This is a genomic window from Halomonas shengliensis (assembly GCF_900104135.1).
Classification (GTDB): domain Bacteria; phylum Pseudomonadota; class Gammaproteobacteria; order Pseudomonadales; family Halomonadaceae; genus Halomonas; species Halomonas shengliensis.
Window position 1 is genome coordinate 1 of record NZ_FNIV01000013.1, and the last position, 25,473, is coordinate 25,473.

The 25,473-nt window shown below is 64.5% G+C and carries 22 protein-coding genes and 1 rRNA gene; 7 read left to right on the forward strand and 16 right to left on the reverse strand.

The window, feature by feature from the left end; genetic code table 11:
- The 3 genes from BLP95_RS14915 to ilvC all read right to left on the reverse strand — a co-directional run.
- Positions 1-538, reverse strand: a 16S ribosomal RNA gene (locus tag BLP95_RS14915); the annotation flags it as partial.
- A gap of 649 nt (positions 539-1,187) precedes the next feature.
- Complete coding sequence (gene pssA / locus BLP95_RS14920) at positions 1,188-2,051, reverse strand: CDP-diacylglycerol--serine O-phosphatidyltransferase (RefSeq protein WP_089680766.1); 864 nt, start codon at positions 2,049-2,051, stop codon at positions 1,188-1,190.
- 148 nt (positions 2,052-2,199) lie between these two features.
- Positions 2,200-3,492, reverse strand: coding sequence for a ketol-acid reductoisomerase (ilvC, locus tag BLP95_RS14925; protein ID WP_342670391.1), 1,293 nt, complete (start codon positions 3,490-3,492; stop codon positions 2,200-2,202).
- On the opposite strand from ilvC, the gene ilvY reads away from it, so the two are divergent.
- The gene (ilvY, locus tag BLP95_RS14930; protein WP_089680770.1) at positions 3,386-4,273 is read left to right on the forward strand and encodes an HTH-type transcriptional activator IlvY; all 888 of its coding nucleotides are present in this window, start codon (positions 3,386-3,388) and stop codon (positions 4,271-4,273) included. The two genes, ilvC and ilvY, sit on opposite strands and share 107 nt — an antisense overlap.
- Before the next feature lie 201 nt (positions 4,274-4,474).
- On the opposite strand, the gene ilvN is transcribed toward ilvY, so the two are convergent.
- From ilvN to rluD, 5 genes are all read right to left on the reverse strand, one after another.
- Entirely contained in the window at positions 4,475-4,966 is a 492-nt protein-coding gene (ilvN, locus tag BLP95_RS14935) for an acetolactate synthase small subunit (protein ID WP_089680772.1), read from the reverse strand.
- Positions 4,966-6,690 (reverse strand): acetolactate synthase 3 large subunit, encoded by a 1,725-nt coding sequence (locus tag BLP95_RS14940; RefSeq protein ID WP_089680774.1) that lies wholly within the window; start codon positions 6,688-6,690, stop codon positions 4,966-4,968. The genes ilvN and BLP95_RS14940 overlap by 1 nt, the downstream gene beginning before the upstream one ends.
- A 510-nt stretch (positions 6,691-7,200) precedes the next feature.
- On the reverse strand, positions 7,201-9,786 hold the full coding sequence (clpB, locus tag BLP95_RS14945) for an ATP-dependent chaperone ClpB (RefSeq protein ID WP_089680776.1): 2,586 nt from the start codon (positions 9,784-9,786) through the stop codon (positions 7,201-7,203).
- Positions 9,787-9,940: 154 nt separating this feature from the next.
- Positions 9,941-10,696, reverse strand: a complete 756-nt coding sequence (pgeF, locus tag BLP95_RS14950) for a peptidoglycan editing factor PgeF (protein WP_089680777.1) — start codon at positions 10,694-10,696, stop codon at positions 9,941-9,943.
- A gap of 13 nt (positions 10,697-10,709) precedes the next feature.
- The gene (gene rluD / locus BLP95_RS14955; RefSeq protein ID WP_089680780.1) at positions 10,710-11,669 is read right to left on the reverse strand and encodes a 23S rRNA pseudouridine(1911/1915/1917) synthase RluD; all 960 of its coding nucleotides are present in this window, start codon (positions 11,667-11,669) and stop codon (positions 10,710-10,712) included.
- Positions 11,670-11,807: 138 nt separating this feature from the next.
- Between rluD and BLP95_RS14960 the strand changes: the two genes are divergently transcribed.
- Positions 11,808-12,701: an outer membrane protein assembly factor BamD gene (locus BLP95_RS14960; RefSeq protein ID WP_089680781.1), complete on the forward strand. Its 894-nt coding sequence runs from the start codon at positions 11,808-11,810 to the stop codon at positions 12,699-12,701.
- A gap of 145 nt (positions 12,702-12,846) precedes the next feature.
- Positions 12,847-14,649: a sensor domain-containing diguanylate cyclase gene (locus BLP95_RS14965; protein ID WP_089680784.1), complete on the forward strand. Its 1,803-nt coding sequence runs from the start codon at positions 12,847-12,849 to the stop codon at positions 14,647-14,649.
- A gap of 155 nt (positions 14,650-14,804) precedes the next feature.
- On the opposite strand, the gene BLP95_RS14970 is transcribed toward BLP95_RS14965, so the two are convergent.
- Positions 14,805-16,436, reverse strand: coding sequence for an NAD+ synthase (locus tag BLP95_RS14970; RefSeq protein ID WP_089680785.1), 1,632 nt, complete (start codon positions 16,434-16,436; stop codon positions 14,805-14,807).
- 95 nt (positions 16,437-16,531) lie between these two features.
- Here BLP95_RS14970 and BLP95_RS14975 point away from each other — a divergent pair, with 95 nt between their 5' ends.
- Both BLP95_RS14975 and BLP95_RS14980 read left to right on the forward strand, forming a co-directional pair.
- Positions 16,532-16,825 (forward strand): PP0621 family protein, encoded by a 294-nt coding sequence (locus tag BLP95_RS14975; RefSeq protein ID WP_089680787.1) that lies wholly within the window; start codon positions 16,532-16,534, stop codon positions 16,823-16,825.
- A 158-nt stretch (positions 16,826-16,983) separates the two neighbouring features.
- Positions 16,984-17,511 (forward strand): GspH/FimT family pseudopilin, encoded by a 528-nt coding sequence (locus BLP95_RS14980; protein ID WP_089680879.1) that lies wholly within the window; start codon positions 16,984-16,986, stop codon positions 17,509-17,511.
- Positions 17,512-17,537: 26 nt separating this feature from the next.
- Here the strand turns inward: BLP95_RS14980 and BLP95_RS16765 are convergent, their stop codons facing one another.
- The 5 genes from BLP95_RS16765 to BLP95_RS15000 are packed head-to-tail and all read right to left on the reverse strand — an operon-like array spanning position 17,538 to position 21,967.
- On the reverse strand, positions 17,538-19,697 hold the full coding sequence (locus BLP95_RS16765) for a pilus assembly PilX family protein (protein ID WP_143004436.1): 2,160 nt from the start codon (positions 19,695-19,697) through the stop codon (positions 17,538-17,540).
- Positions 19,698-19,737: 40 nt separating this feature from the next.
- Complete coding sequence (locus BLP95_RS14985; RefSeq protein ID WP_089680789.1) at positions 19,738-20,436, reverse strand: PilW family protein; 699 nt, start codon at positions 20,434-20,436, stop codon at positions 19,738-19,740.
- Positions 20,437-20,468: 32 nt separating this feature from the next.
- Positions 20,469-21,011, reverse strand: coding sequence for a type IV pilus modification protein PilV (pilV, locus tag BLP95_RS14990; protein ID WP_245678775.1), 543 nt, complete (start codon positions 21,009-21,011; stop codon positions 20,469-20,471).
- A 10-nt stretch (positions 21,012-21,021) separates the two neighbouring features.
- On the reverse strand, positions 21,022-21,483 hold the full coding sequence (locus BLP95_RS14995; RefSeq protein WP_176760310.1) for a GspH/FimT family pseudopilin: 462 nt from the start codon (positions 21,481-21,483) through the stop codon (positions 21,022-21,024).
- Positions 21,455-21,967 carry a type IV pilin protein gene (locus tag BLP95_RS15000; protein WP_281187389.1) on the reverse strand — a complete coding sequence of 171 codons (513 nt, stop codon included), beginning with the start codon at positions 21,965-21,967 and terminating at the stop codon, positions 21,455-21,457. Before BLP95_RS15000 ends, BLP95_RS14995 begins: the two co-directional genes overlap by 29 nt.
- A gap of 302 nt (positions 21,968-22,269) precedes the next feature.
- On the opposite strand from BLP95_RS15000, the gene BLP95_RS16990 reads away from it, so the two are divergent.
- Positions 22,270-22,548, forward strand: coding sequence for a hypothetical protein (locus BLP95_RS16990; RefSeq protein WP_218118553.1), 279 nt, complete (start codon positions 22,270-22,272; stop codon positions 22,546-22,548).
- A gap of 12 nt (positions 22,549-22,560) precedes the next feature.
- Positions 22,561-23,490 (forward strand): OmpP1/FadL family transporter, encoded by a 930-nt coding sequence (locus BLP95_RS15005; RefSeq protein WP_218118554.1) that lies wholly within the window; start codon positions 22,561-22,563, stop codon positions 23,488-23,490.
- A gap of 300 nt (positions 23,491-23,790) precedes the next feature.
- Here BLP95_RS15005 and ispH read toward each other — a convergent pair whose 3' ends face one another.
- The gene (gene ispH, locus BLP95_RS15010) at positions 23,791-24,744 is read right to left on the reverse strand and encodes a 4-hydroxy-3-methylbut-2-enyl diphosphate reductase (RefSeq protein ID WP_176760311.1); all 954 of its coding nucleotides are present in this window, start codon (positions 24,742-24,744) and stop codon (positions 23,791-23,793) included.
- Positions 24,745-24,893: 149 nt separating this feature from the next.
- Positions 24,894-25,355: an FKBP-type peptidyl-prolyl cis-trans isomerase gene (gene fkpB / locus BLP95_RS15015; RefSeq protein WP_089680797.1), complete on the reverse strand. Its 462-nt coding sequence runs from the start codon at positions 25,353-25,355 to the stop codon at positions 24,894-24,896.
- Positions 25,356-25,473 lie beyond the last annotated feature (118 nt).

A 25,473-nucleotide genomic window follows, 5' to 3' on the forward strand; every position in this document is an offset into this window, starting at 1 on the left:
CTCCGTATTACCGCGGCTGCTGGCACGGAGTTAGCCGGTGCTTCTTCTGTGGGTGATGTCCTCCCTCGAGGGTATTAGCCCCGAGGATTTCTTCCCCACTGAAAGTGCTTTACAACCCGAAGGCCTTCTTCACACACGCGGCATGGCTGGATCAGGCTTGCGCCCATTGTCCAATATTCCCCACTGCTGCCTCCCGTAGGAGTTCGGGCCGTGTCTCAGTCCCGATGTGGCTGATCATCCTCTCAGACCAGCTACGGATCGTCGCCTTGGTGAGCCATTACCTCACCAACCAGCTAATCCGACATAGGCTCATCCGATAGCGCAAGGTCCGAAGAGCCCCTGCTTTCCCCCGTAGGACGTATGCGGTATTAGCCTGGGTTTCCCCAGGTTATCCCCCACTACCGGGCAGATTCCTATGCGTTACTCACCCGTCCGCCGCTCGACGCCTCCTAGCAAGCTAGGATCGTTTCCGCTCGACTTGCATGTGTTAGGCCTGCCGCCAGCGTTCAATCTGAGCCATGATCAAACTCTTCAGTTTAAGATCATAAGTCCGTTAAGCGGACCAAACTTGGCTCAAGGTTCAAACGTCTCGTTTGACGAGTCGCTTGCCTTGATGATACGTGACATGATCACCGCACCATCGACAAGCGCCCACATGAATTACCTGATCGATTGTTAAAGAGCGGCTCCAATCTCTAAGGAGCGGAGCATCTCGCTTGCCGTCGTCACAACCCTGTCGCGTCGTCGGCGCCCTGCGAGGAAGGCGTATTCTACCGTGTCGCCGCGGCGTGTCAAGCAGTGAGCGGCGAAGCGTGCTTGCCGATCCTGCTGACCGCCTCGCCTTTGAGAGGCGGGCGACCGAAACTCCCGAGGAACTCCGTAAGGCGTGGCGCGCATTCTACCGAATCCGCGGCGACTGTCAAGCGAGATATTCCGAAGCGTTTCGAAAAACCCCAAGCAGAACAGTCACTTCTGCCACTTCCACCGCTAGCAACGTTGGCCCGTCGCCGGCAGCGGATGCGTACTTTACGGGCCCGGAGCCGCCGGCGCAAGCCCCGTCGGTAAAAAAGTTTCAGGACCCTGGCCGAAGGGTGAAGATGGCGTGTCCGAGCCTGCCCCGCTGACACGCCGCGCAGAGACGACGACGCCCGCGCGGGGCGGGCGTCGTGGAACAGTAGAGGGCAGGTTCAGGGCTCGGACCGGTGCCTGAGCTTGCGCATCGTCGCCAGCACCGGCCCGGAGGCTACATAGGTACCGAACAGCAGCAGCAGCATCACCGAGGGCTCCAGGCTGATCACCACGAAGCCCAGCACGATGGCCAGCAGCACCACGAAGGGCACGGGCCCCTTGAGGTCGATATCCTTGAAGCTGTAGTAGCGGATATTGCTGACCATCAGCACCCCGGCGGCGCCCACGATCACCAGCATCAGCAGCTTGAAGCCGAAGGCCTCGGCATCGAAGCTGTGGAAGGTCCAGACACTGGCCGCCACCAGCGCCGCCGCCGAGGGGCTCGGCAGGCCGATGAACCACTTCTTGTCGACGCTGCCGATCTGCACATTGAAGCGCGCCAGGCGCAGGGCGGCGCAGGCCACGTAGAGGAAGGCCACCACCCAGCCGGTCTTGCCGATGTCCTGGAGGATCCAGGTGAAGGCCACCAGCGCCGGGGCCACGCCGAAGGAGAGCATGTCGGAGAGGCTGTCGTACTCGGCGCCGAAGGCGCTCTGGGTATTGGTCAGCCGCGCCACGCGACCGTCGAGGCCGTCGAGCACCATGGCGATGAAGATCGCCACCGAGGCGGCGGTGAAGTCGCCATTGATGCCGGCCACCACCGCGAAGAAGCCGGCGAACAGCGCCGAGGTGGTGAAGAGGTTGGGCAGCAGGTAGATGCCCTTGCGCCTGACGGTGCGGCCATCCTCCTCCGCCTCCTCGATCACCTCGGTCTCGCGCAGGAAGGCCGCCGCCAGGTCCTCCTCCGGCGGCGCCTCCGCCGGTGACGGGCCCTCGCCCTGGGGCGACGCAGCGTGCTCGTTGTTGCGGGGATCCTGACTCATCGTCTCATCCGTTGCCTGGAAATCATGGGGCCATTCTTGCACGGTCCCCCATGGGCGCAAAGCCGGCCACGCCACGCGCCACACCCCGGAAACGACCAGGGGCGCGGTTGTCCGCGCCCCTGGTCCTCTTCTCGAGTCATCGACCCGATCAGTTCTTGCTCTTGTCCACCAGCTGGTTGGCGGCGATCCACGGCATCATGCCGCGCAGCTTGGCACCCACCTGCTCGATCTCGTGCTCGGCGTTGAGGCGGCGACGTGCGGTCATGGAGGGGTAGTTGCTGTTGCCCTCGTTGATGAACATCTTGGCGTACTCACCGGTCTGGATGCGCTTCAGGGCGTTGCGCATGGCCTCGCGGGACTGCTCGTTGATCACCTCGGTGCCGGTCACGTACTCGCCATACTCCGCGTTATTGGAGATGGAGTAGTTCATGTTGGCGATGCCGCCCTCGTACATCAGGTCGACGATCAGCTTGAGCTCGTGCAGGCACTCGAAGTAGGCCATCTCCGGGGCGTAACCCGCCTCGGTGAGGGTCTCGAAGCCGGCCTTGACCAGCTCCACGGCGCCGCCGCACAGCACGGCCTGCTCGCCGAAGAGGTCGGTCTCGGTCTCGTCCTTGAAGGTGGTCTCGATGATGCCGCTGCGACCGCCGCCGATGGCCGCCGCGTAGGAAAGGGAGAGTTCCTTGGCGTTGCCGGTGGCGTCCTGGTGGATGGCGATCAGGTCGGGGATGCCGCCGCCGCGAACGAACTCGGAGCGCACGGTGTGGCCCGGGGCCTTGGGCGCGATCATCACCACGTCCAGATCCTTGCGCGGCTCGATCTGGTTGTAGTGGATGTTGAAGCCGTGGGCGAAGGCCAGGGTCGCGCCCTCCTTGAGGTTCGGCTCGACCTGGTTCTCGTAGATCGCCTTCTGGTTCTCGTCGGGGGCCAGGATCATCACCACGTCGGCGCTCTTGCACGCCTCCTCGACGGACGCGACCTTGAGGCCGGCACCTTCCGCCTTGGCGGCGGAGGAGGAACCCTGGCGCAGGGCGACGGTGACGTCGACGCCGGACTCCTTGAGGTTGTTGGCGTGGGCGTGGCCCTGGGAACCGTAGCCCACGATGGTGACCTTCTTGCCCTGGATGAGGGAGAGGTCGCAGTCCTTGTCGTAGTAAACGCGCATGTCGTGCTCCTGGATCATTGGGGTGAGGCGTCGTGTCAGCGTCGATGGCCACCCGCCCCGTCTGCCGCGGGGCTGGGTTCGTGGTTGGCCTCCACCATACGCCGGCGCTCCCATTGCGTAAAACGCGATATTTGCAACATCACATGCCACGATATGAAATAATCCCGCCATGGATACCCGCTCCCTCACCCAGTTCCTCGCCCTGGCCGACACCCTGCACTTCGGCCGCGCCAGTGAGGCGTGCCACGTCAGCCCCTCCACCCTCTCGCGCACCATCCGCCAGCTGGAGGAGAGCCTGGGGGTCACGCTGTTCGAGCGCGACAACCGCCATGTCGCCCTTACCCGCCAGGGGGAGACCTTCCAGCACTTCGCCCGGGAGACCCTGGAGCGCTGGGAGGAGCTGCGCCTGTCGCTGATGAGCGAGGCACGCCGCCTGACCGGCGAGATCAGCGTCTACTGCTCGGTCACCGCCAGCTACAGCTTCCTCTACGAGCTGCTCAGCGAGTTCCGTAGCCGCCACCCCGGCATCGAGCTCAAGCTGCACACCGGCGACCCCGCCGAGGCGATGAATCGCGTGCTGGGCGGCGACGAGGACATGGCGATCACCCCGCGGCCACGCCAGACCCCGGAGGCGCTAGCCTTCAAGTCGCTGACCCGGGCGCCGCTGGTGTTCATCGCCCCGCGGGAGACGCCGGACTGGATCCCGCCCACCCCGGAGTCGCCCCGCGCCGAGCAGTGGCGCGAGGTCCCGATGATCCTCTCCGAGGCGGGGCTGTCGCGCAGCTACGCCGACACCTGGTTCCGGGCGCTGGGGGTGGCGCCGCGGATCTACGCCCAGGTGGCCGGCCACGAGGCGATCGTCAGCATGGTGGGGCTGGGCTTCGGCATCGGCGTGGTGCCGAAGATCGTGCTGGACAACAGCCCGCTGCGCGAGCGGGTGCGCATCCTGCCGGTGAAGCCGGAGCTGCCCCACTACGACGTCGGCCTCTGCGTGCTGGAGCGGCGGCTGAGAAGCCCGCTGATCCGGGCGCTCTGGGACGAGGTGGTGGAGCGCTGAGCCGAGGCCAGACGTAATAAGGCCGCCCCGAGGGGCGGCCTTATTGATCATGCAGTACGGGCAAAGATTTACGTCACGAGCGAAGATAGGTCGGTCGCCGCCGGAGCGCAGCAACCGGAGTTGACTGGCCGCTCAATGAGGATTGTGACGGTTCGACGCCTCGACACCGCCGGCGACCGAGATATCGAGCGCAGTAGTAAATCAAAGGGACAGCACCTTGTCGCCACGAGCGATCCCCGACACCCCGGTGCGGGCCACCTCGAGCACCCCCACCGGCTCCATGGCCTGCAGGAAGGCGTCGAGCTTGCCGGCGTCGCCGGTGATCTGCACCGTGAACAGGCTCGGCGTCACGTCGACGATCTGCGCGCGGAAGATATCCGCGGTGCGCTTGACCTCGTCGCGGGTCGAGCCCAGCGCCTTGACCTTTACCAGCATCAGCTCGCGCTCGATGTGGTTGCCCTCGGTGAGGTCCACCAGCTTGACCACGTCGATCAGCTTGTTGAGGTGCTTGGTGATCTGCTCGATCACCCGGTCGTCACCCACGGTGGTCACCGTCAGCCGCGACAGGGTGGGATCCTCGGTGGGCGCTACGTTGAGCGTCTCGATGTTGAAGTTGCGCTGCGAGAAGAGCCCCACCACGCGAGACAGGGCGCCCGGTTCGTTTTCCATCAGAATCGAGATGATATGGCGCATCAGGTCCGCTCCGTCTTGGAAAGCAGCATGTCACGCATGGAGCCCAGGGGCACCTGCATCGGATAGACGTGCTCGTGCGGGTCGACCGCCACGTCGAGGAAGACCAGCTCGTGCTTGTCGGCCAGGAAACGCTCCATGGCCGGCTCGAGCTCGTCGAGGGTCTCGACCTTCAGCGCGGTAAAGCCATACGACTCGATCAGCTTCTGGAAGTCCGGCAGCGACTCCATGTAGGAGTGCGCATGACGCGACTTGTAGTTGAGGTCCTGCCACTGGCGCACCATGCCCAGCGAGGCGTTGTTGAGGTTGATGATCTTCACGCCGCCACCGAACTGCTTACAGGTGGAGAGCTCCTGCATCATCATCTGGAAGCTGCCCTCGCCGGTGACGCAGACCACCTGCTCCTCGGGGAAGTTCTGCTTGATGCCCATGGCCGCCGGGAAGCCGAAGCCCATGGTGCCGAGCCCTCCGGAGGTGATGAAGCGGTTGGGCTTGTCGAACTTGTAGTACTGGGCCGCGAACATCTGGTGCTGGCCGACGTCGGTGGTGACGTAGGCCTCGCCGCGGGTGGCACGGCACAGCGACTCGATCACCTCCTGCGGCTTGATCGCCTCGCCGGGCCTGGAGGGCTCGTAGAGCTTGCCCACGCGCTCCTCGCGCCAGCCGTCGATCTTCTGCCACCACTCCGCGAGGGCTTCGGGGTTGGCCGGCTCCTTGCCCTGCACCAGGCTGATCATCTCGCTGATCACGCTGCCCGCCGGGCCCACGATGGGCACGTCGGCGCGCACCGTCTTGGAGACCGAGCTCGGGTCGATGTCGACGTGGATCACCTTGGCGGTGGGACAAAACTTGGAGGTGTTGTTGGTGACGCGGTCGTCGAAGCGCGCGCCGATGGCGATCACCAGGTCGGCATGGTGCATGGCCATGTTGGATTCATAGGAGCCGTGCATGCCCAGCCAGCCCAGGCACTGGCGGTCGCTCTGCGGGTAGGCCCCGATGCCCATCAGGGTGGTAGTGATGGGGTAGCCCAGGCGCTTGACCAGGTCGGTCAGCCCCTCGCTGGCCCGCCCGGTGACCACGCCGCCGCCGGTGTAGAACACCGGCCGCTTGGCCTTGAGCATCATCTCCACGGCCTTCTTGATCTGGCCGGTATGGCCGCGGCTGACCGGGTTGTACGAGCGCATCTTGACCTTCTTCGGGTAGACGTACTCGTAGCGCTCGGTGGGGGCGGTCATGTCCTTGGGAATGTCCACCACCACCGGGCCGGGACGACCGGTGGAGGCGAGATAGAAGGCCTTCTTGAGGACCTCCGGGATCTCGCTGGGATGGCGGATCGAGAAGCTGTGCTTCACGATCGGCCGGGTCACGCCGACGATGTCGGTCTCCTGGAAGGCGTCGTCGCCGATCAGGTGGCTCATCACCTGGCCGCACAGCACCACCATCGGGATCGAGTCCATGTAGGCGGTGGCGATGCCGGTGACGGCGTTGGTGGCGCCGGGGCCGGAGGTCACCAGCACCACGCCGGGCTTGCCCGAGGCGCGCGCATAGCCGTCGGCGGCATGGGTGGCGGCCTGCTCGTGGCGCACCAGGATGTGCTTGACCTTGTCCTGGCGGAAGAGGGCGTCGTAGATGTGCAGCGCCGCCCCGCCGGGATAGCCGTAGATGTATTCGACGCCCTCATCCTGCAGGAAGCGGGCGATCATGTCCGCGCCGGAAAGCAATTCCACGTGTTTTTCTCCCCTGGAGGTCTCGAGTGCGATCCGCGCCCGTGCGAGCGCGGCGTCGAGTGCGGCGGTATGCCGCTGCCGGCCGTTGCCGGCACCTGATGCCAAACCCTGGCAAGAAGCCCTGTTGGGGCCTGCACTCTCATGCGGCAGTTCGCCGCGTCGGGGCATTGGTCGACCCGGGCGGTTGGCCCGGAGCCGGACGTCCTTCGGCGGGTAGAGGCCGTGCGGCCTACCCGTCACGCGGAGATGGGGGGTTGCCCGCTGGGTCCGCGCCCGCAATCAGGATACCGGTGAAGATTCCATTAGCGCGGCAAGGGTGTCAACCGGGGCGGCGGGAACCGGGGCCAAAAAGAACCCGCCGGGCGGGTCGCCGGGCGGGCAAGGGGGGTTACAGGACGCAACCTAGATTCAGTGTAGACGGGAAGGCGTGGGGGCGTGGGGCCCACCCGGGCGCGACGCCCGGGTGGGCACAGCCTCGCGATGGTAACGGCCCCACGCTGGCAAGCGGGCTCAGTCGCGGCGGAAGACCAGCTTGCCCTCCTCGGCCTCGACCCGGATGACATCGCCCGGTGAGAACTTGCCGGCCAGCAGGTCCTGGGCCAGGGGGTTCTCGATGCGGGCCTGGATCGCCCGCTTGAGCGGCCGGGCACCGAACACCGGGTCGAAGCCCACCACGGCGAGCTGGGCCATGGCCTCATCGCTGACCTCGAGGGAGAGCTCATGCTCGGCCAGGCGCGCCCGCAGGCGGTCGAGCTGGATGCCGGCGATGGCCTGGATCTGCTCCTGGGCCAGGGCGTGGAACACCACCACCTCGTCGATGCGGTTGATCAGCTCGGGGCGGAAGTGGCTGCCGACCACCTCCATCACGGCGTTCTTCATCTCCTCGTAATGGGTGTCGTCGCCGCCCATGCGCTGGATGATGTCGGAGCCCATGTTGGAGGTCATCACGATCACCGTGTTGCGGAAGTCCACGGTGCGTCCCTGGCCGTCGGTGAGGCGGCCGTCCTCCAGCACCTGCAGCAGGATGTTGAAGACATCCGGGTGAGCCTTCTCCACCTCGTCGAGCAGCAGCACCGAGTAGGGCTTGCGGCGCACCGCCTCGGTCAGGTAGCCGCCCTCCTCGTAGCCCACGTAGCCGGGCGGGGCACCGATCAGCCGCGCCACGGAGTGCTTCTCCATGAACTCCGACATGTCGATGCGCACCATCGCCTCCTCGGTGTCGAAGAGGAAGTTGGCCAGCGCCTTGCAAAGCTCGGTCTTGCCCACCCCGGTCGGGCCGAGGAACAGGAAGGAGCCGTTGGGCCGGTTGGGGTCGGCGAGGCCCGCGCGGGAGCGGCGTACGGCGTTGGCCACCGCGGTGACCGCCTCCTCCTGGCCGATCACCCGCTCGTGGAGCGCCTGCTCCATGCGCAACAGCTTGTCGCGCTCGCCCTCGAGCATCTTGGCCACCGGGATGCCGGTCCAGCGGGAGACCACCTCGGCGATCTCCTCCTCGGTGACATTGGAGCGCAGCAGGGTGTGCTTGGAGGTATCGGCCTCTGCCTCGCTGGCCTCGGCGATCTTCTTCTCCAGCTCCGGGATCACCCCGTACTGCAGCTCGGACATGCGCCCCAGGTCCCCCTGGCGCTTGGCCTGCTCCAGTTCGATGCGGGCGCGCTCGAGCTCCTCCTTGAACTGCCCGGCGCCCTGGATGCTGGCCTTCTCGGCCTTCCAGATCTCCTCGAGGTCGGCGTACTCGCGCTCGAGCTCGTCGATCTGTTCCTGCAGGCTCTCCAGGCGCTTCTTCGAAGCCTCGTCGGTCTCCTTCTTAAGGTGCTCGCGCTCCATCTTCAGCTGGATCAGCCGGCGGTCGAGGCGGTCCATCTCCTCGGGCTTGGAGTCGAGCTCCATGCGGATGCGCGAGGAGGCCTCGTCGATCAGGTCGATCGCCTTGTCGGGCAGCTGGCGGTCGGTGATGTAGCGGGTCGAGAGCTTGGCCGCGGCGATGATGGCGCCGTCGGTGATGTCGACCTTGTGGTGCACCTCGTAGCGCTCCTTGAGGCCACGCAGGATCGCCACGGTGTCCTCCTCGGAGGGCTCATCCACCAGCACCTTCTGGAAGCGGCGCTCCAGGGCGGCATCCTTCTCGATGTACTGGCGATACTCGTCGAGGGTGGTGGCGCCTACGCAGTGCAGCTCGCCGCGGGCCAGGGCGGGCTTCAACATGTTGCCGGCGTCCATGGCACCCTCGGCCTTGCCCGCGCCGACCATGGTGTGCAGCTCGTCGATGAACAGGATCACCCGGCCCTCCTCCTCGGCCAGCTCCTTGAGCACCGCCTTGAGGCGCTCCTCGAACTCGCCGCGGAACTTGGCCCCGGCCAGCAGCGAGCCCATGTCCAGCGACAGCACGCGCTTGTCCTTGAGGCCCTCCGGCACCTCGCCGTCGACGATGCGCTGGGCCAGCCCCTCGACGATGGCGGTCTTGCCCACGCCGGGCTCGCCGATCAGCACCGGGTTGTTCTTGGTGCGCCGCTGCAGCACCTGGATGGTGCGACGGATCTCGTCGTCGCGGCCGATCACCGGGTCGAGCTTGCCGCTGGCGGCGCGCTCGGTGAGGTCCAAGGTGTACTTCTCCAGCGCCTCGCGCTGCTCCTCGGCGTTGGGGTCGTCGACCTTCGTCCCGCCGCGCACGCCCTCGATGGCGCCCTCCAGCGACTGGCGGGTGACACCGGCCTGCTTGAGCAGCTTGCTCACCGCATGGCCCATCTCCAGCGCGGCCAGCAACACCAGTTCGCTTGCGATGTACTGGTCGCCGCGCTTCTGGGCCTCGCGGTCGGTGAGGTTGAAGAGCTTGATCAGGTCGCGGGAGGGCTGCACCTCACCGTCGAAGTGGGCGACCGTCGGCAGGTCATCGAGGTGCCCCACCAGGCCATCACGCAGGCGGGCGGCGTCGCCCCCGGCCTTCTGCACCAGCGCCTTGACGCCGGTGTCGGTGGCATCCAGCAGCGCCAGCAGTAGGTGGCCCGGTTCCAGCTGGTTATGCCCGCGACCCACGGCCAGGGACTGGGCGTCGGCCACGGCGTTCTGCAGCTTGGCGGTGAACTTGTCGAAACGCATGAAAGCTTCCTCCATCGGGATGGCGAGGCGCTCGGACGCCCCGCTTGACCCTGTGAATGTCTTGACACCTTCAATGGCGTCAGGCTGGCCGGGTTTCAAGTCGGCCGCCAGAGGAAGCGCGCGGCAAGTTGACGAGGATCAACGGAGAAAGGGGCTAGCGCAGCCAGATCACGCTGGCCATGCGGCCGGTGCGGCCGTCGTCGCGGCGGTGGGAGTAGAAGCGCGGTTCGCAGGCGGTGCAGAAGTGGCCGCCGCTGATGTGCGAGACGCCCAAGCGCTCGAGGCGCAGGCGCGCCAGGCGGTAGAGGTCGGCCATGTAGTGGCCCAGGCGGTAGGGGCTGGGGTCGAAGGCCTCGACGGCCTCGGGATGGACGCCGACGAAGGCCTGGTAGACCTCGGGTCCCACCTCGAACTGGGCGTTGGAGATCGCCGGGCCCAGCCAGGCGAGCTGCTCCTCCGGCGGCACGCCCAGCGCGGCCACCGTCGCCTCCAGCACCCCGCCGGCCAGGCCGCGCCAGCCGGCGTGGGCCACCGCCACCCGCTCACCACGGCGGTCGCAGAGGAACACCGGCAGGCAGTCGGCGGTGAGCACCACGCAGGCGTAGTCACGGTTCACCGCCACGGCGGCATCCGCCTCGGGGGGCTCGGCCGCGAGGGCCTGCTGCACCCGGGCGCCGTGCACCTGGTTGAGCCACAGCAGCGGGCGCTCGCCGTCGACCTGCTTCTCCAGCAGCCGCCGGCAGAGCGCCACGTGGTCGGGGTTGTCGCCGACATGGTCGGCGGGGTTGAAGCAGGCGAAATCACCCTGGCTCGGCCCCGTCTCTCGGGTGGTGACGAAGGCACCCACCGAGGTCGGCGCCGGCCAGTCGGGCAGGATCAGGGTGGGACGCAGGTCGGGCGCATCGCTCATGGTCGGCTCCTCGTCAGCGCATCGTCTCGCTGTCGTCGCGCAGGTAGTCCAGCAGCATCAGCAGGTCGTCGGGCAGTGCCGCGCGGAAGCTCACCGTCTCGCCGCTGCCCGGATGCACGAAGGCCAGCTTGCGGGCATGCAGGGCCTGGCGCGGGAAGTCGCGCAGGATCTCCTTGAGGGTCGACGAGGCGCCGGCGGGCAGCTTGAGGCGGCCGCCATAGACCGGGTCTCCCACCAGCGGGTAGCGCAGGTGCGCCAGGTGGACGCGGATCTGGTGGGTGCGCCCGGTCTCCAGGCGGCAGCGCACATGGGTATGGGCGCGGAAGCGCTCCACCACCCGGTAGTGGGTCACCGCCGGCTTGCCGGAGGCGGTCACCGCCTGGCGCTTGCGATCCTTGGGGTGGCGCCCGATGGGGGCGTCCACGGTGCCGCCGGCGGTCATCACCCCCACGCAGATGGCGTCGTACTCCCGCGACACCGTGCGCGCCTGGAGCTGCTCCACCAGCGCCGTCTGGGCGGCCAGGGTCCTGGCCACCACCATCAGCCCGCTGGTGTCCTTGTCCAGGCGGTGGACGATACCCGCCCGGGGCACCGCCGCCAGCGCCGGGTCATGATGGAGCAGCGCGTTGAGCAGGGTGCCGTCGGGGTTGCCCGCCGCCGGGTGCACCACCAGGCCCGGGGGCTTGTCGATCACCAGCACCTGGTCATCCTCGTACACCACCTCGAGGGGGATATCCTCGGGCTGGAAGCGGGTGTCGTCCTCCACCTCGGTGGCCAGGCGCAGCCACTCGCCGCCGTAGACCTTGTCCTTGGGCTTGGCCACCTGGCCATCCAGGGTCAGCTCGCCGGCCTTGATCCACGCCTTGAGGCGCTCGCGGGAGAAGTCGGCGAAGAGCTCGGCCGCCGCCTGGTCCAGGCGCTGGCCGGCCATGGCATCGGGGACGCGCTGCTGTGCTTCGAGGGTCTGGGACATGGGGTGAGCGTGACCGTTTGCGGGGTTCGGGGACGGGGCACCGCCGATGACTGCGTTTTGCCGTGCAGTGCTTTATAGTGGGCGGGTTTCGGTCGATTCTATCACGGCCAGTCCGCGTTGTTTGCCACGAGGATCACGATGCGCCTTTCCAATACTCCTGCCCGTCTCGCGGCCCTGCTGCTGGCCGCCGGCCTGCTGTCCGGCTGCTCCCTGTTCGGTGGCGGCGCCGAGGACTCCCGCGATGCCAGCGACGCCAGCGTCTTCCCCGAGGAGGGCGGCCCGCCGCGGCCGGGGCTGGAGGAGAACACCGAATACGCCGACCTGGGCGAGCGCGAGCTCTACGAGGAGGCGCGCGACTCCCTGGATCGCGGCAACTTCACCGCGGCCATCTCGCGCCTCGAGGCACTGGATACCCGCTATCCCTTCGGCGCCCACGCCGAGCAGGCCCAGCTGGAGCTGATCTACGCCTACTACGAGATCGACGACTGGGAGGCGACCCGGGCCGCGGCCAACCGCTTCATCCGCCTGCACCCCAGCCACCCCCAGGCCGACTACGCCCTCTACATGCGCGGCCTGGCCGCCTGGCAGGCCGGGCGCTTCAGCCTCGAGCGGCTCAAGCTGATCGACATCTCCAAGCGTGACCTGGGCGCCTCCCGCGACGCCTACACCGACTTCCGCGAGCTGGTTCGCCTCTACCCCAATAGCCAGTACGCCCCGGACGCCCGCCAGCGCATCGTCTATCTGCGCAACGTCCTGGCGGAGCACGAGCTGCAAGTGGCCGACTACTACCTGCGCCGCGGCGCCTACCTGGCCGCCGTGGAGCGCGGCCGCTGGGTGATCGAGAACTACCCCCAGAGCCAGGCCACCCGCGACGCCCTGGCGACCATGGTGGAGGGCTACCTGGGCCTGGAGATGCACGACCGCGCCCGTGAGGTGCTGCGCGTGCTGATCGACAACGCCCCGGACCACGAGCGCCTGCGTGGCCGCACCTTCGAGCCGCAATACGTCGAGGGCAAGACGATCTCCGCCTGATCGCCCACCGCCCGAGACGACGGGCCCGCCAGCCACGCTGGCGGGCCCGTTGGCATCTGGACCAAGGGACAGGCGCCAGCCAACGCCAGGCTTCGGTATACTGAGGGCCATTCGCACCCGCATCGCAGCCCACCGAAGGCCCGCCATGAGCCCAGGCGATACCGCCCGCGCCACGCGGCACATCCGCCGCATGCATCGCCATATCCGCCTGCTGACCGCCCTGGGCATCCTGCTCACGGGGCTGCTGGCCGGGCTCGCCACCGCCCTGCCCTTCTACCTGGCGGCCCGGGACGACATCGAGACCACCCATCGCCTGGGGGCCGAGACCAAGGCCCTCGCCCTGAGCCACCAGCTCGAGCGCTATGACGATATCGCCCGCCAGCTCACCAGCCGCAGCGAGATCCGCCAGCGCCTGGAGCAGTACGCCCTGGGCGAGCTGTCGCTGCCGGCGCTGCGCCGCTTCACCGAACCCCGCCTGGCCGACGCCCTCGACGAGGCCCGCGACCTGCGCGGCCTGCTGCGCCTGGGACCGCAGGGCGAGACGGTGGCCCGCCTCGGCGAGGTGCCGGAAGCGCTGGGGGGAGAAGCATGCCCCGGCACCCGGGTGCTGGAGGCACCGCTACGGCTCCTGCGTTGCCACCCGATCCATGGCGGCGGGAGGCGGCTGATCGGCCACGACCTGCTGCTCTTCGACAGCGAGCGCCTCGCCGCCCTGATCGGCGACGGCCGGCGCTTCGGCCCCAACGTGCGTCAGCATCTGGTCGATCTCGCCGGCGGCCGCTACCTGGCGGTCAGCGAGGACGGCAGCCGCCTGGTACCGGTGAGCGAACTCACCGATGACGGCGGCCAGACGGTCTACCGCATACCGCTGGAGGTGCCCGACTGGGAGCTGGCCGTGGCGATGCCCGATACCGACATCCTGCGCGCCGTCCGTGAGCAGCTGCTATGGCCGCTGGTGGCGGTGGGCCTGCTGGTGCTGCTGGGTACCGCCATCATCAGCCGTGCGCTGTCGCCGCTGCTCTCCCGGGTCGCCCGCCAGGCGGCACGCCTCGCCGAGACCGACGAGGAGCTTCGCCAGGCGGCCAGCGTCTTCCGTCACGCCCACGAGGCGATCGCCATCACCGACGCCGAACAGCGCCTGATCGACGTCAACCCGGCCTTCTCCCGGCTGCTCGGCTATGCCCCGGAGGAGGTGCAGGGGCAGCCCCTGCTCGACCTGATCGCGCCCCAGGCCGACACCCCCGAGAGACTCGCCGCGGGCAGCGATACCCTGGCCCATCGCGATGCCTGGCAGGGCGAGGTGCACTACCGCCGCGCCGGCGGCGGCACCCTCACCGCGCTGCAGACCATCAGCGTGGTGCGGGGCGAGGCGGGCGAGATGCTGCGCTACATCCATATCTTCAACGACATCACCGCCCTGAAGGCCGCCGAGGCGAAGGTGCAGCACCGTGCCCTGCACGACGAGCTGACCGGCCTGCCCAACCGCCTGCACCTAGAGCAGCACCTCGCCCAAGGGCTGCGCCTTGCGCGCCGCGAGGGGCATGGGCTGGCGGTGCTGTTCCTCGACCTCGACCACTTCAAGGAGGTCAACGACCGCCTCGGCCACGCCGCCGGCGACGACCTGCTGCGCGCGGTGACCGAGCGCCTGCAAGGGGCGCTGCGCGAGGCCGACCTGCTCGCCCGGCTGGGCGGCGACGAGTTCGTGGCGGTGCTGGCGCCGCTGCGCCACGGCGAGGCCGGCGCCATCGCCGTGGCCACCAACCTGATCGACGCCCTCGCCGCCCCCTTTTCGCTGCGCGGCGAGGCGATCACCATCGGCGTCTCGGTGGGCATCGCCCTCTACCCCGAGGATGGCGAGGACGCCGAGTCGCTGGTGGAGGCCGCGGACGCCGCCATGTACCGCGCCAAGGCGGGCGGGCGCAACACCTGGCGCCACCACGCGGCCTGAGGGACCGGCACGTCACGGGCGGGAAGGCAATCGTGGCGGGAGGCCGGCTACTTCAAGCTAATGTGCGATGGCTCAAAAGAAACACCCCACAGGGCTGGCCCGATGGGGTGTCTCGTGGTCTACCGCACGGCTTGGCCGCTGGTGGCTTGGCTGCCTTACTCCCCCGGCTGCCAGCCGTTGACGATGGGGTAGCGGCGGTCACGACCGAAGCCGCGGCGGGTCACCCGCACGCCCACCGGCGCCTGGCGGCGCTTGTACTCGCAGCGGTCCACCAGCTTCACCACCCGGTAGACGTCGTCGCGGTCGAAGCCCGCCTCGATGATCGCCTCGGCGCTCATGTCGCCCTCGATATAGCGCACCAGGATGGCATCCAGGGTGTCGTAGTCGGGCAGCGAGTCGCTGTCCTGCTGGTCCGGCGCCAGCTCCGCCGAGGGCGGCCGCTCGATCACCCGCTCGGGGATCGCCGGCGACTGGGTATTGCGCCAGCGCGCCAGGCGGTAGACCCAGGTCTTGTAGACATCCTTGATGGCGTTGTAGCCGCCCACCATGTCGCCGTAGAGCGTCGCGTAGCCCACCGCCATCTCGCTCTTGTTGCCGGTGGTCAGCACCATCAATCCCTTCTTGTTGGAGATCGCCATCAGCAGCACGCCGCGGCAGCGCGACTGCAGGTTCTCCTCGGTAGTATCGCGCTCGGTGCCTTCGAAGGCCTTGGCGAGCGTACCCATGAACGCCTCCACCATGGGCTCGATGGGCATCACCTCATAGTGCACGCCAAGCATCTCGGCTTGCTCTGCGGCGTCTTCCTTGGAGATATCCGCGGTGTAGTGGTAGGGCATCATCACCGCCTGTACCCGTTGAGGGCCCAGAGCATCCACCGCGATGGCCAGCGACAGCGCCGAGTCGATGCCGCCGGAGAGCCCAAGCACCACGCCCTCGAAGCCGCTCTTGTTGACGTAGTCGCGAAGGCCGGTGACCAGGGCGCAATAGAGGTTCTCCTCCGCCGGCACGTCGGGCTCGGTCTCGCCCGGCTGGGGCACCCAGGCGCCCTGCTGCTTGAGGAACTGCACCGGCATCAGGCCCACCGCCCAGTGGGGCGCCTGCACCCGGAGCTCACCGGCGGCATCCACGCAGGCCGAGCCGCCATCGAACACCAGTTCGTCCTGGCCGCCGATCTGGTTGACGTAGACGATGGGCAGCTCCACCGCGGCGGCACGCTCCTCCAGCAGCCGCAGCCGCTCGGCGGGCTTGTCCTGGTGGAAGGGCGAGGCGTTGAGGCTGACCAGGATCTCGGCACCGGCCTGGCGCGCCTGGCGCGCCGGCGCCTCCTCCCACAGGTCCTCGCAGATCAGCAGGCCCAGCTTGACACCCTGGTGGTCGAGCACCAGCGGCTCGGCGCCGCGGGCGAAGTAGCGCTGCTCGTCGAACACCTCGTAGTTGGGCAGCGCCTGCTTGGCGTACTCCCCCAGCCACTCGCCGTTGTAGAGGGCGCCGGCCAGGTTCCAGATCCGCCCCTCGCGGCGCCCGGGGTAGCCGACGATCACCAGCACGTCGCGCACCACCTTCTCGGCCATGCGGGTACGCGCCGCGCGGAGGCGGGTCTCCATGGAGGGGCGCAGCAGCAGGTCCTCCGGCGGGTAGCCGGTCAGGAACAGCTCGGGCAGCACCACGATGTCGGCGCCATGCTCGATGCGCGCCTCGCGCACCGCCTCGATGGCGCGTTCGGTGTTGCCGGGAATGTCCCCCACCAGGGGGTCCAGCTGTGCCATCACCAGCGTCAGGTCTTGCATGGGTCGGGAAATCTCTCGAGAATCGATGAATGCCCTCATTGTCCCGCATGGGCGGCCGACTGGCAAAGCTGACCACCCCACCTGGGAGCGCCTGGATGAACCTCTTGATTATTCGCCTGATCATCTTCGCCGTGCTGTTCTTCGCCGGCCTCAAGCTCTACCGCATCTACCGGGAGTGGAAGCTGGACCGCGCGCGGCTCGATCACGACGCGCCGGAAGGCGGGCAGATGGTGCGCTGCGCCTGGTGCCGGGTGCATGTCCCCGAGGCGGAGGCCCTGCGCGACAAGGGCGAGTGGTTCTGCTCCAGCGCCCACCGCGACCGCTACCTGCAGGAGCAACAACAGACCAATGACGGCGCGGACGGCGAGGAAGACGACCGCCGCGACTGACACGCACCGACACCTCACCGAATAGTTCGCCTATCACGCATAAGCGTGGTGGTTTTCGCCTACATCCGCTGTATGAAAAGGCGCACGGCTGGCCCCAATGGCTTGGCTAGGGTGAAAGAATCACCCACCGAGCAAGGAGACATCTCCGGGAGGGCCCCATGCGCCTCGCACCCCCACTCTGCCACGGCACCCGCCGCCATGGCGGCCTGACGCTGATCGAGCTAATCGTCGCCATCGCCGTCGTCGCCATCCTCTTTACCTGGGCGATACCCAGCTTCCAGCGGTTCAGTGCGCGCAACGAGGTGGCGGCGGAGGTGATGCGGATCCGGACGGCGCTGCAGCTGGCCAAGAACACCGCGGTGACGCGCCGCCGAGTGATCGCGGTCTGCCCCATCGCCTCGATGAGTGCTACCAAGTGCGAGAAGTACGACTGGTCACTGCCCATCGCCATCATCGATGGCCACGCCACGGCGGGAGACCTTACCGGTGTCGAGATCCTGAAGGTGCTGGAGCCAACTGGCGGCCCCAGCGTGACCTTCAATCGCGATTACCCGGTGAGGTTCCAGTCGACGGGATGGAGCCGGGGGCATAATGGAACCTTTCTTATATGCCATGCACATGCCACCGGAGCGAACGTGGTGATCAGCAACTCCGGCAGAGCAACAGCAGGCCATAAAGACTGTTAAAAACGCCTTCTACTTAATTGGAAAAACTACTGCACCAGGCGCTCACGCCATCCATCCAGCACATAAGAATAAAGTTCTGAATTGTTCCCAACGATCCAATTCTCCATGGCCTCTTCAGAAAGCAAGCTCAAGGCCACATTAATTGCTTCCGAAGCATGAATTGTGTCGTGATTCCCGGAGCCATTATTTTCCGCATTAATTATCTGACACTGGAAAGCGTCTTGCTCGTGATTATAAAAATAAGGAAATGCGATGCTGGCACCATAGAAGTTATCACCGCCCCCGCCGCCGATAGAGTAGTCACCCAGAGTAATTATGATTCCCTTAAACGAAGGATTACCAGGAAATCTTGCATGCCCATCGACGATCAGGATCCCCCCTTTACCACTATAGGCCCCATCATCGCCATCGCTAGTCAAGGCGTGCGGGGGAAGAGAAGCAGAACACCCTAGGCAGTTCCTTTTGACACCTATGATGTCGCTTGAGGATCCATTGCCATTATCATCAGTATTGCCATCACCATCCAAGTCAATCTCGGAGTCTTGAAAGGCAATATTAGTGACCGTATCGTCAAGATAGAAATGCGCCGCTTGACACGATGCAGTCGCGCACTCGCTGATGAAGACGCCATCAGGACTACTGCCATCAGCAAAAAAGAGAGTCTGCGATGTTGGAAAATATTCAGAATATAGCTTCACCGGCGTAGTGTCTGCCGCGCCAGTAACATTGAAATCGGAAAGGAAGGTGCTGGCCGTACTAGAGGGTGGGTAAGGATACTTGGCAAACACATAATCTGTATTTCCAGTCGCAACAATAGCACCCTCATCAAAAACAAAGCCAACTGCGGAATTAAATGTTACCTCATTTACGTCATCATCGCCAGCGCCACCGTCAAACAAAATTCCGCCGAGCAGCACCGTCTTATTCACTACAGAATCATCAACCCCATCGGCATCCGAGTCATAATCGTATGGTACCTGCGAACTCGGATTGCTATCGAAGGCAGCAGGAACGATAACGTCGTTCCCACTAGAACCCTCCTCTGCCACCACAGCAAGCATGCGATGCAAGTCGTTGGTGATCACATTGATACCGATTTCGACATCACCTACACCATCATCATCGTCGAACTCAAAGTCATGCACCTGATCGAAGACTAGGTTCTGATCGGCAAAGGTCGTGAAATTCACACTAGGATCTCGCATAACGGAAGCGATAAACTTGTGGAAAGCGTCAGGACGCTCGAAAATCTTAGCACCTGCGTAGGCAGAGACACCGCCCCTATAACTGCACATGGGATTATTGATTGGCTTTCCATTAGCTTTCAAACAGCGTCCATAATCAATCTCAACGTCATCGCCATCAACATAAAAATTATCTGAAATATCAGCACCTTCTATGGAGACAACGGACTCACGCGCATGATACCTTCCGCCAAGGGCATCATCGACAAAGATTACATCATCATGGTCTACATAAGTTCCGCTAGCATCCAGTGATATTGAGCCGTTACCAGCAGATACCAACACCCCTTCAACGACTTCATTAGCTTCTTCCAGTGATATTGTTGAAATGGCTGGCTGGTATGTCTGTTGATGATCACCGTCCACCTCGATCACCTCCTCCCCATCAATACCTGAAGCTTGCGAAGTCGCGCGGTAGGAGGCGGTACAGACTGGATTGAAAGCAGCGAGTTCACCCAACCCTTCGAGCTTAAGGGAGAAATCCACATAGCGCTTTGCCACTACAAGCGCCTCAATCTCGGCTTCATTCAACCCGCTAATATCTTCACCAGCAGGCAACACAATACCTTCCGATTCGAGAAAAGTTGAATAGACTTGATTACCCTTAACCGAAACCTTGTAATAAACACCCTCTTCTACCTGATTCAGCCCAGCATTGACGCAGGGTGAGCTCACCGCAGTGCCACAAAATATCTCATCCTCCAGAGTCGTTGAACTCGGGTCTGCAAATGTCTTACTCTGGATAATATCGACAACCCTGGCGGCACCATACTCGGCAGCACGCGCGGCGCGCTCTGCCGCACGCTGGTTGCCGGCCATCGTTTCCTCAAGCCTAGACGACTGCATCGACGATACGGATAACACCAGCGCCATCACAATCAACACCAGCGACACTATTAGCGCTGCCCCGGTTTCCCGCTTCTTCACGGTGCCATGACGCATGAAAGCCTCCCGAAGATACAGAATAAACTTCTCTTTTCACTCAAGGCGAAGCGCCACTGGCAAATGCCGGCACCAGCTCGAGCCGCTCCATCAACTTTCGTCGAGAAAAGGTATTAAACACAAATGTCCTTCTCTCTTCATCCGCACCCGGCCAAGCGTCCTGGGCCAGTGTTATCTGGGTCGCCAACTGGAAGAGGGTGCCAGGAGGGTCTGATGCCAAGTGGCTATAGTCTGCCACCCCATCAAGGAAAGTAACCTTGCCAACCTCCTGTAGGGGCTCGTTCCCTGAGGCCGTGAATAACGAGCTAAGGTCTCGGCTACCATCCGAATTGAACCCTATTCCTAATGAACTACTTTCCTCAGCTGTGCACCAGTAACGTAATCGTAACGTGCACCTCCCCCCTGAGGCTTCGGCACTGTATCGAACCATCTGCAAATACGGATCCGAAGAGCAATAGGGGTGGTCAACATAAGAAGGATCGTATCGCAAATCGACAAACGTATTACCGCAAGTAATATCGGTCTTGCTTTCGATGTAGACCTTGGGCGACGTTCTCACATCACGAGAGATGGTATCCGCGACAAAACGCAGAGCTTCCTGCCTTTCCGCCAAGGACTCCATCCTGTTAAAGGTCGACTTAGTGGTAACAAAAAGCTGAATGGCCCCTGCCGTGACCAGAAGCCCCAGCACCAAGGCAATCATCAGTTCGACGAGCGAAAACCCCTTCTGGCATTTCATTTCATCACCGACTTCATATGGAAACTTTCCATCTATTTCTGCTGAGGAACGCCGAACCGATATACCAGTGATGCCACCTCTTCCCCACCAAATCTCTCATCGACCCACTCAAGCTCTATGCGATAAAGGCACTGGCTTGCTGACTCAAGAGTGATGGGTGTTGCCGAAAGACTCCAAGGCAGCTTCCAGACTGCCGGGCCTCCATCAGGCGCCCACTCATCCTTCCATTGGCCATAGATGACATCCAAGTCGCTTAAATCTGTACCCCCCAACACCCCACTGCTGCTGTAGCGGTCAATATCATCCGGACAAGAGATCTTGCGGATCGTGGCATCACTTTCACCGAAGTAGTCAGGTGACGCCAGAAGAAAGCCCCAAGTCCGCTCAGCCAGATCCTGAGCAGCCAACGTGGCTATCGAGCGCTGATACGAAACATCCGCGCTCTTTAAGGCATTCATCTGTAAGGCCGCAAGCCCCAACAGCCCCAGCGCCAGAACCACGATGGCGATCAGCACCTCAAGCAGCGTAAAGCCGCGTTGGGAAGACTTAGACTTTGGACTCTTGACTCTCATCATAGGCCAACCATCAATTTATACTTCCTGAGGAACTGATCTCGATTGTCTTGGAATCTTCTCCAGCGATTGCAACCTCCAGTTGGCAAGGAATCTCACCACCGCAAGAAGAACGCCTTCCAAGAGAGTTGAAGACCACAGAAGAGGGGCCGCTAATACTAACACGAGCATCCCGACCTTCACTTACCCTCAACGTCCCAACAGCATCACTGGCATCAACACTAATCTTCCACGGCCCGGATGAATCTACAACTGCAGAAACATCTACTCTTCTTTTCACTGCTTCACTACGAGCATAATTCAATGTAGCCAGAATCTCGTTGTAGTCAGCGACCAAGCGGTTAGTTTTCACCATGTTTTGAAATCCCGGCACAGCAATCGTCGCCAGCACCACAGCAACAGCAACGGTGATCAAAAGCTCGATCAGCGTAAAGCCAGTGGCATTTTTATTTCCAACATTCATCGACTGTTCCATCCGGCCCCTTCTTGCCAGTATGATCGAGAGTAAAACTTTGGCATGGCGAATCGTTATTCTGAGGTGAACCATCTGGCGCCGCAGTAATCGTATAGCTCGGAGCAGAGGCCGCTACGGTAATCTTGTAATAACCCTCTGAAGAGCCGATTTCTTCAGACATACTGGGTGATAAGCTATCCTTGCCCTCATCTTTTATACAAGTTTTGTACGTTGGGCTAACTCCAGAGGCAGCGACGCTGCGGATTCGATAGTCATTGGTCACCGTGTAGCACCTCTCCAACTGGCCAGCCGTGGTCATGATGCTGGAGATGGCATCGGTCCTTCTAGCCTCCTGCACGTAGCGGGTGTAGCTGGGATAGGCGATGGAAGCCAGAATCGCGACGATGGCTACCGCAATCATCAGTTCGATGAGGGTGAAGCCGGCGCTGTGCCGGGTGCTGCCTGTGGGGCTCTGGGGCCTGCGTCGGGTGTTCGGTGGGGTCACGCCGCGCGTCTCCCTGCTTCTGTTACATTCGGTTTCAGTATGTATCAAGGGTAGCCGTTCCGATAGAGTGGCGAGGCAAAATGCCGCCGCCGCGCGAGGGGGAGTGCCTACAGTCTAGCCGCTGATGGGCGTCGACACACAGCATGTGGGACAGCCACAGGGCAGGATGGCTCTGAAAAATGTGCCGGTTGTGTCTTTCACCTACACATTAAGTATATAAGAATAACTATTAATCACTTTTCATTATAACCAACCTCCGGTAGAAAGGGCCCCACTAAAACCCCCTCCCCGACAGGCACACCATGAACCGGAAGCACACCCTCCTGCTGCTGGCGGTGCTGGCCCCCGCCCAGGCGCTGGCCACCAACGGCTACTTCTCCCACGGCTACGGCACCATCAACCAAGGCATGGCGGGCGCCGGCACCGCCCTGGCCCAGGACAGCATCGCCGCGGCCACCAACCCTGCGGGCATGGCCTTCGTTGGTAACCGCGCGGATATCGGTGCGGAGCTGTTCTCGCCCCGTCGGGAGTACTCGGTGGAAGGTCCTGGCTTTCCGATGCCCGGCAACCGCGAGAGCTAGAACGAGGCCTTCGTGATCCCCAGCGCCGGCTACAACCGCCAGCTTACCGAGCGCCAGACCCTGGGCGTCTCGGTGTTCGCCAACGGCGGCATGAACACCGAGTATAGTGGCCGCGACGGCGGCACCTTCGGGGCCGGCGAGGCCGGGGTGAACCTGGAGCAGCTGTTTATCGCGCCCACCTGGACATGGAAGCTCAACGAGGACCATGCCTTCGGCATCTCGCCGGTAATCGCCTACCAGCGCTTCTCAGCCACGGGCCTGGATAGCTTCGCCGGCTTCTCGTCCGATCCGAGCGCGCTCTCCAACAACGGCACCGACGATGCCTGGGGCTACGGCTTCCAGCTCGGTTGGCAGGGTCAGCTGACCGACGACCTGCGCGGCGGCCTGAGCTGGCGTAAGGTGCTGAAGATGGAGGAGTTCGACGACTACCGCGGCCTCTTCGCCGAGCAGGGCGACTTCGATATCCCGCAGATGTTCCACGCCGGCCTGGCCTGGTCCGGCATCGAGGATCACTGGCTGCTGCTGGACGTGCAGCATATCCGCTACAGCGAGATCAATAGCGTGGGCAACGCCTTCGCCTCCCCCGGATTTCTGGGCGACGACGACGGCGCCGGCTTCGGCTGGGACGACATGACGGTGGTCAAGCTGGGCTGGCAGTGGCAGCAGGATGCCGACCAGACCTGGCGTGCCGGGGTGAGCTATGGCGAGCAGCCGATTCCCGACAGCGAGGTGCTGTTCAACATCCTCGCCCCCGGGGTGCAGCAGTGGCACGTCACCGGTGGGTTAACTCGCCAGATCGGCGATGGCCTGGAGCTCTCCGGCATGGCCTTCTACTCGCCGGAGGAGACGGTGCGCGGCGAGAACCCACTGGGGGATGGCCAGCAGATCGAACTGAGCATGCGCCAGATGGGCGCGGCGGTAAGCCTGGGGTGGCGGTTCTGAGTCAGCCGGCTTGGTCAGGGGCGCCTGGCGGCGCCAGTCGCGATGCGGAGCATCCCTCCTACCGGGTACTTGACCCGGGCGCTTGACGGCACCTTGCCGCTACGCGGCATTCACCCGGCAAAGCCGGCCTCCCACAAGAATCGTTTCGCCCGGGGAAACCGGGCTGCCACATGGGGTGTTCCTGTCGCGATGCGAATATGCGATTAGAGCCCTCACTCTCACACAGGAACGCCGCCGTCATGCAGATGACGGCGGCGTTCGCTTTCCTGCCCTTCCTGCCGGCTCTCTTGCGGCTATTGGCTACTCGCTGACGATGACCCGCTCGCGCAGTTCGCGGGGCATGGAGAAGGTGATGGTCTCCTCGCGGCCGGCGAGTTCCTCGGGGGCGCTGGCGCCGAGGCTCTTCAGCCGATCGATCACGCCCTGCACCAGCACCTCGGGGGCGCTGGCACCGGCGGTGACACCGATGGCGTTCACGCCCTCGAGCCAGGCGGGCTCGATCTGCTCGGCGCTGTCGATCAGGTAGGCCGGGGTGCCGACCCGCTCGGAGAGCTCGCGCAGGCGGTTGGAGTTGGAGCTGTTGGGGCTGCCCACCACCAATACCAGGTCCGCGCCTTCGGCCAGCTCGCGCACGGCGTCCTGGCGGTTCTGGGTGGCGTAGCAGATGTCGTCCTTGCGCGGCCCCTGGATCTCCGGGAACTTGGCGCGCAGGGCATCGATCACCCGGGCGGTGTCGTCCATGGAGAGGGTGGTCTGGGTGACGAAGGCCAGCCGGCTCGGGTCCTTGACCTCGAGCTTGGCGACATCCTCCTCGTCCTCCACCAGGTAGATAGCGCCGCCGTGGGAGGTGTCGTAGCGCCCCATGGTGCCCTCCACCTCGGGGTGCCCCTCGTGGCCGATCAGGATGCACTCCTGGCCACGTTTGGCGTAGCGCAGCACCTCCATATGCACCTTGGTGACCAGCGGGCAGGTGGCGTCGAATACCTTGAGGCCGCGGCGCTCCGCCTCCTGCTGAACGGCGCGGGAGACGCCATGGGCGGAGAAGATCACGATGACGTCGTCGGGGACCTCCTGGAGCTCCTCGACGAAGATGGCGCCGCGCTCGCGCAGGCTGTCCACCACGAAGCGGTTATGGACCACCTCGTGGCGCACGTAGATCGGCGGGCCGAACACGTCCAGGGCGCCGTTGACGATCTCGATGGCGCGGTCGACGCCGGCGCAGAAGCCGCGGGGATTGGCCAGTTTGATCTGCATGGGTATCTGCCTTGATGCGTCAGGGGGCATCTGCCTGTTGGTTTCGGTGGCCTTCGGGGTGTGAGCCTGAGGGTTGGCCTCGGTGCCATCGCCGGGCGCCTGCGGCGCCAGTCGCGAGGCGAAGCCTCCCTCCTACTGCGATTGGCGCCTCAATGGGTCGTGGCGGGCTTCACATCCAGCACTTCCACCTCGAAGGTGAGGGTACGCCCCGCCAGCGGATGGTTGAAGTCCACGTCGACCATCTCGCCCTCGATGGCGCTGATCACGCCGGGCAGCTCGCCGCCGCCGGGGTCGGCGAAGGACATCACGGTGCCGAGTTCCAGCGGCTCCTCGCCGAAGTCGTCGCGCTTGAGGCGCTGGATGTTCTGCGGATTGTGCTGGCCGAAGGCGTGCTCCGGGGTGATCTCGAAGGTGGCGCTCTCGCCGGCGCTCATGCCCTTCATGGGGTGCTCGAAGCCGGGGGGCAGGTTGCCGTCGCCCACCTGGAAGGTGGCCGGGGCCTTGTCGCGGGTGGAGTCCACCACGGTGCCGTCTTCCAGCTTGAGGGTGAAGTGCAGGGTGACTTCCATGCCCTCGTCGATGCGGTACTGCTCGCTGTTCTGGTCGGTCATGGGGTATTGGGCTCGGTAAAAAGGATTAGGTTCGTGGCGAGGCTTGGGCAACACCGCCGGGGCGCCTTCGGCGCCATTCGGCGAAACGTCGCACCGCCGGCGGAGCCGGCCTCCTACC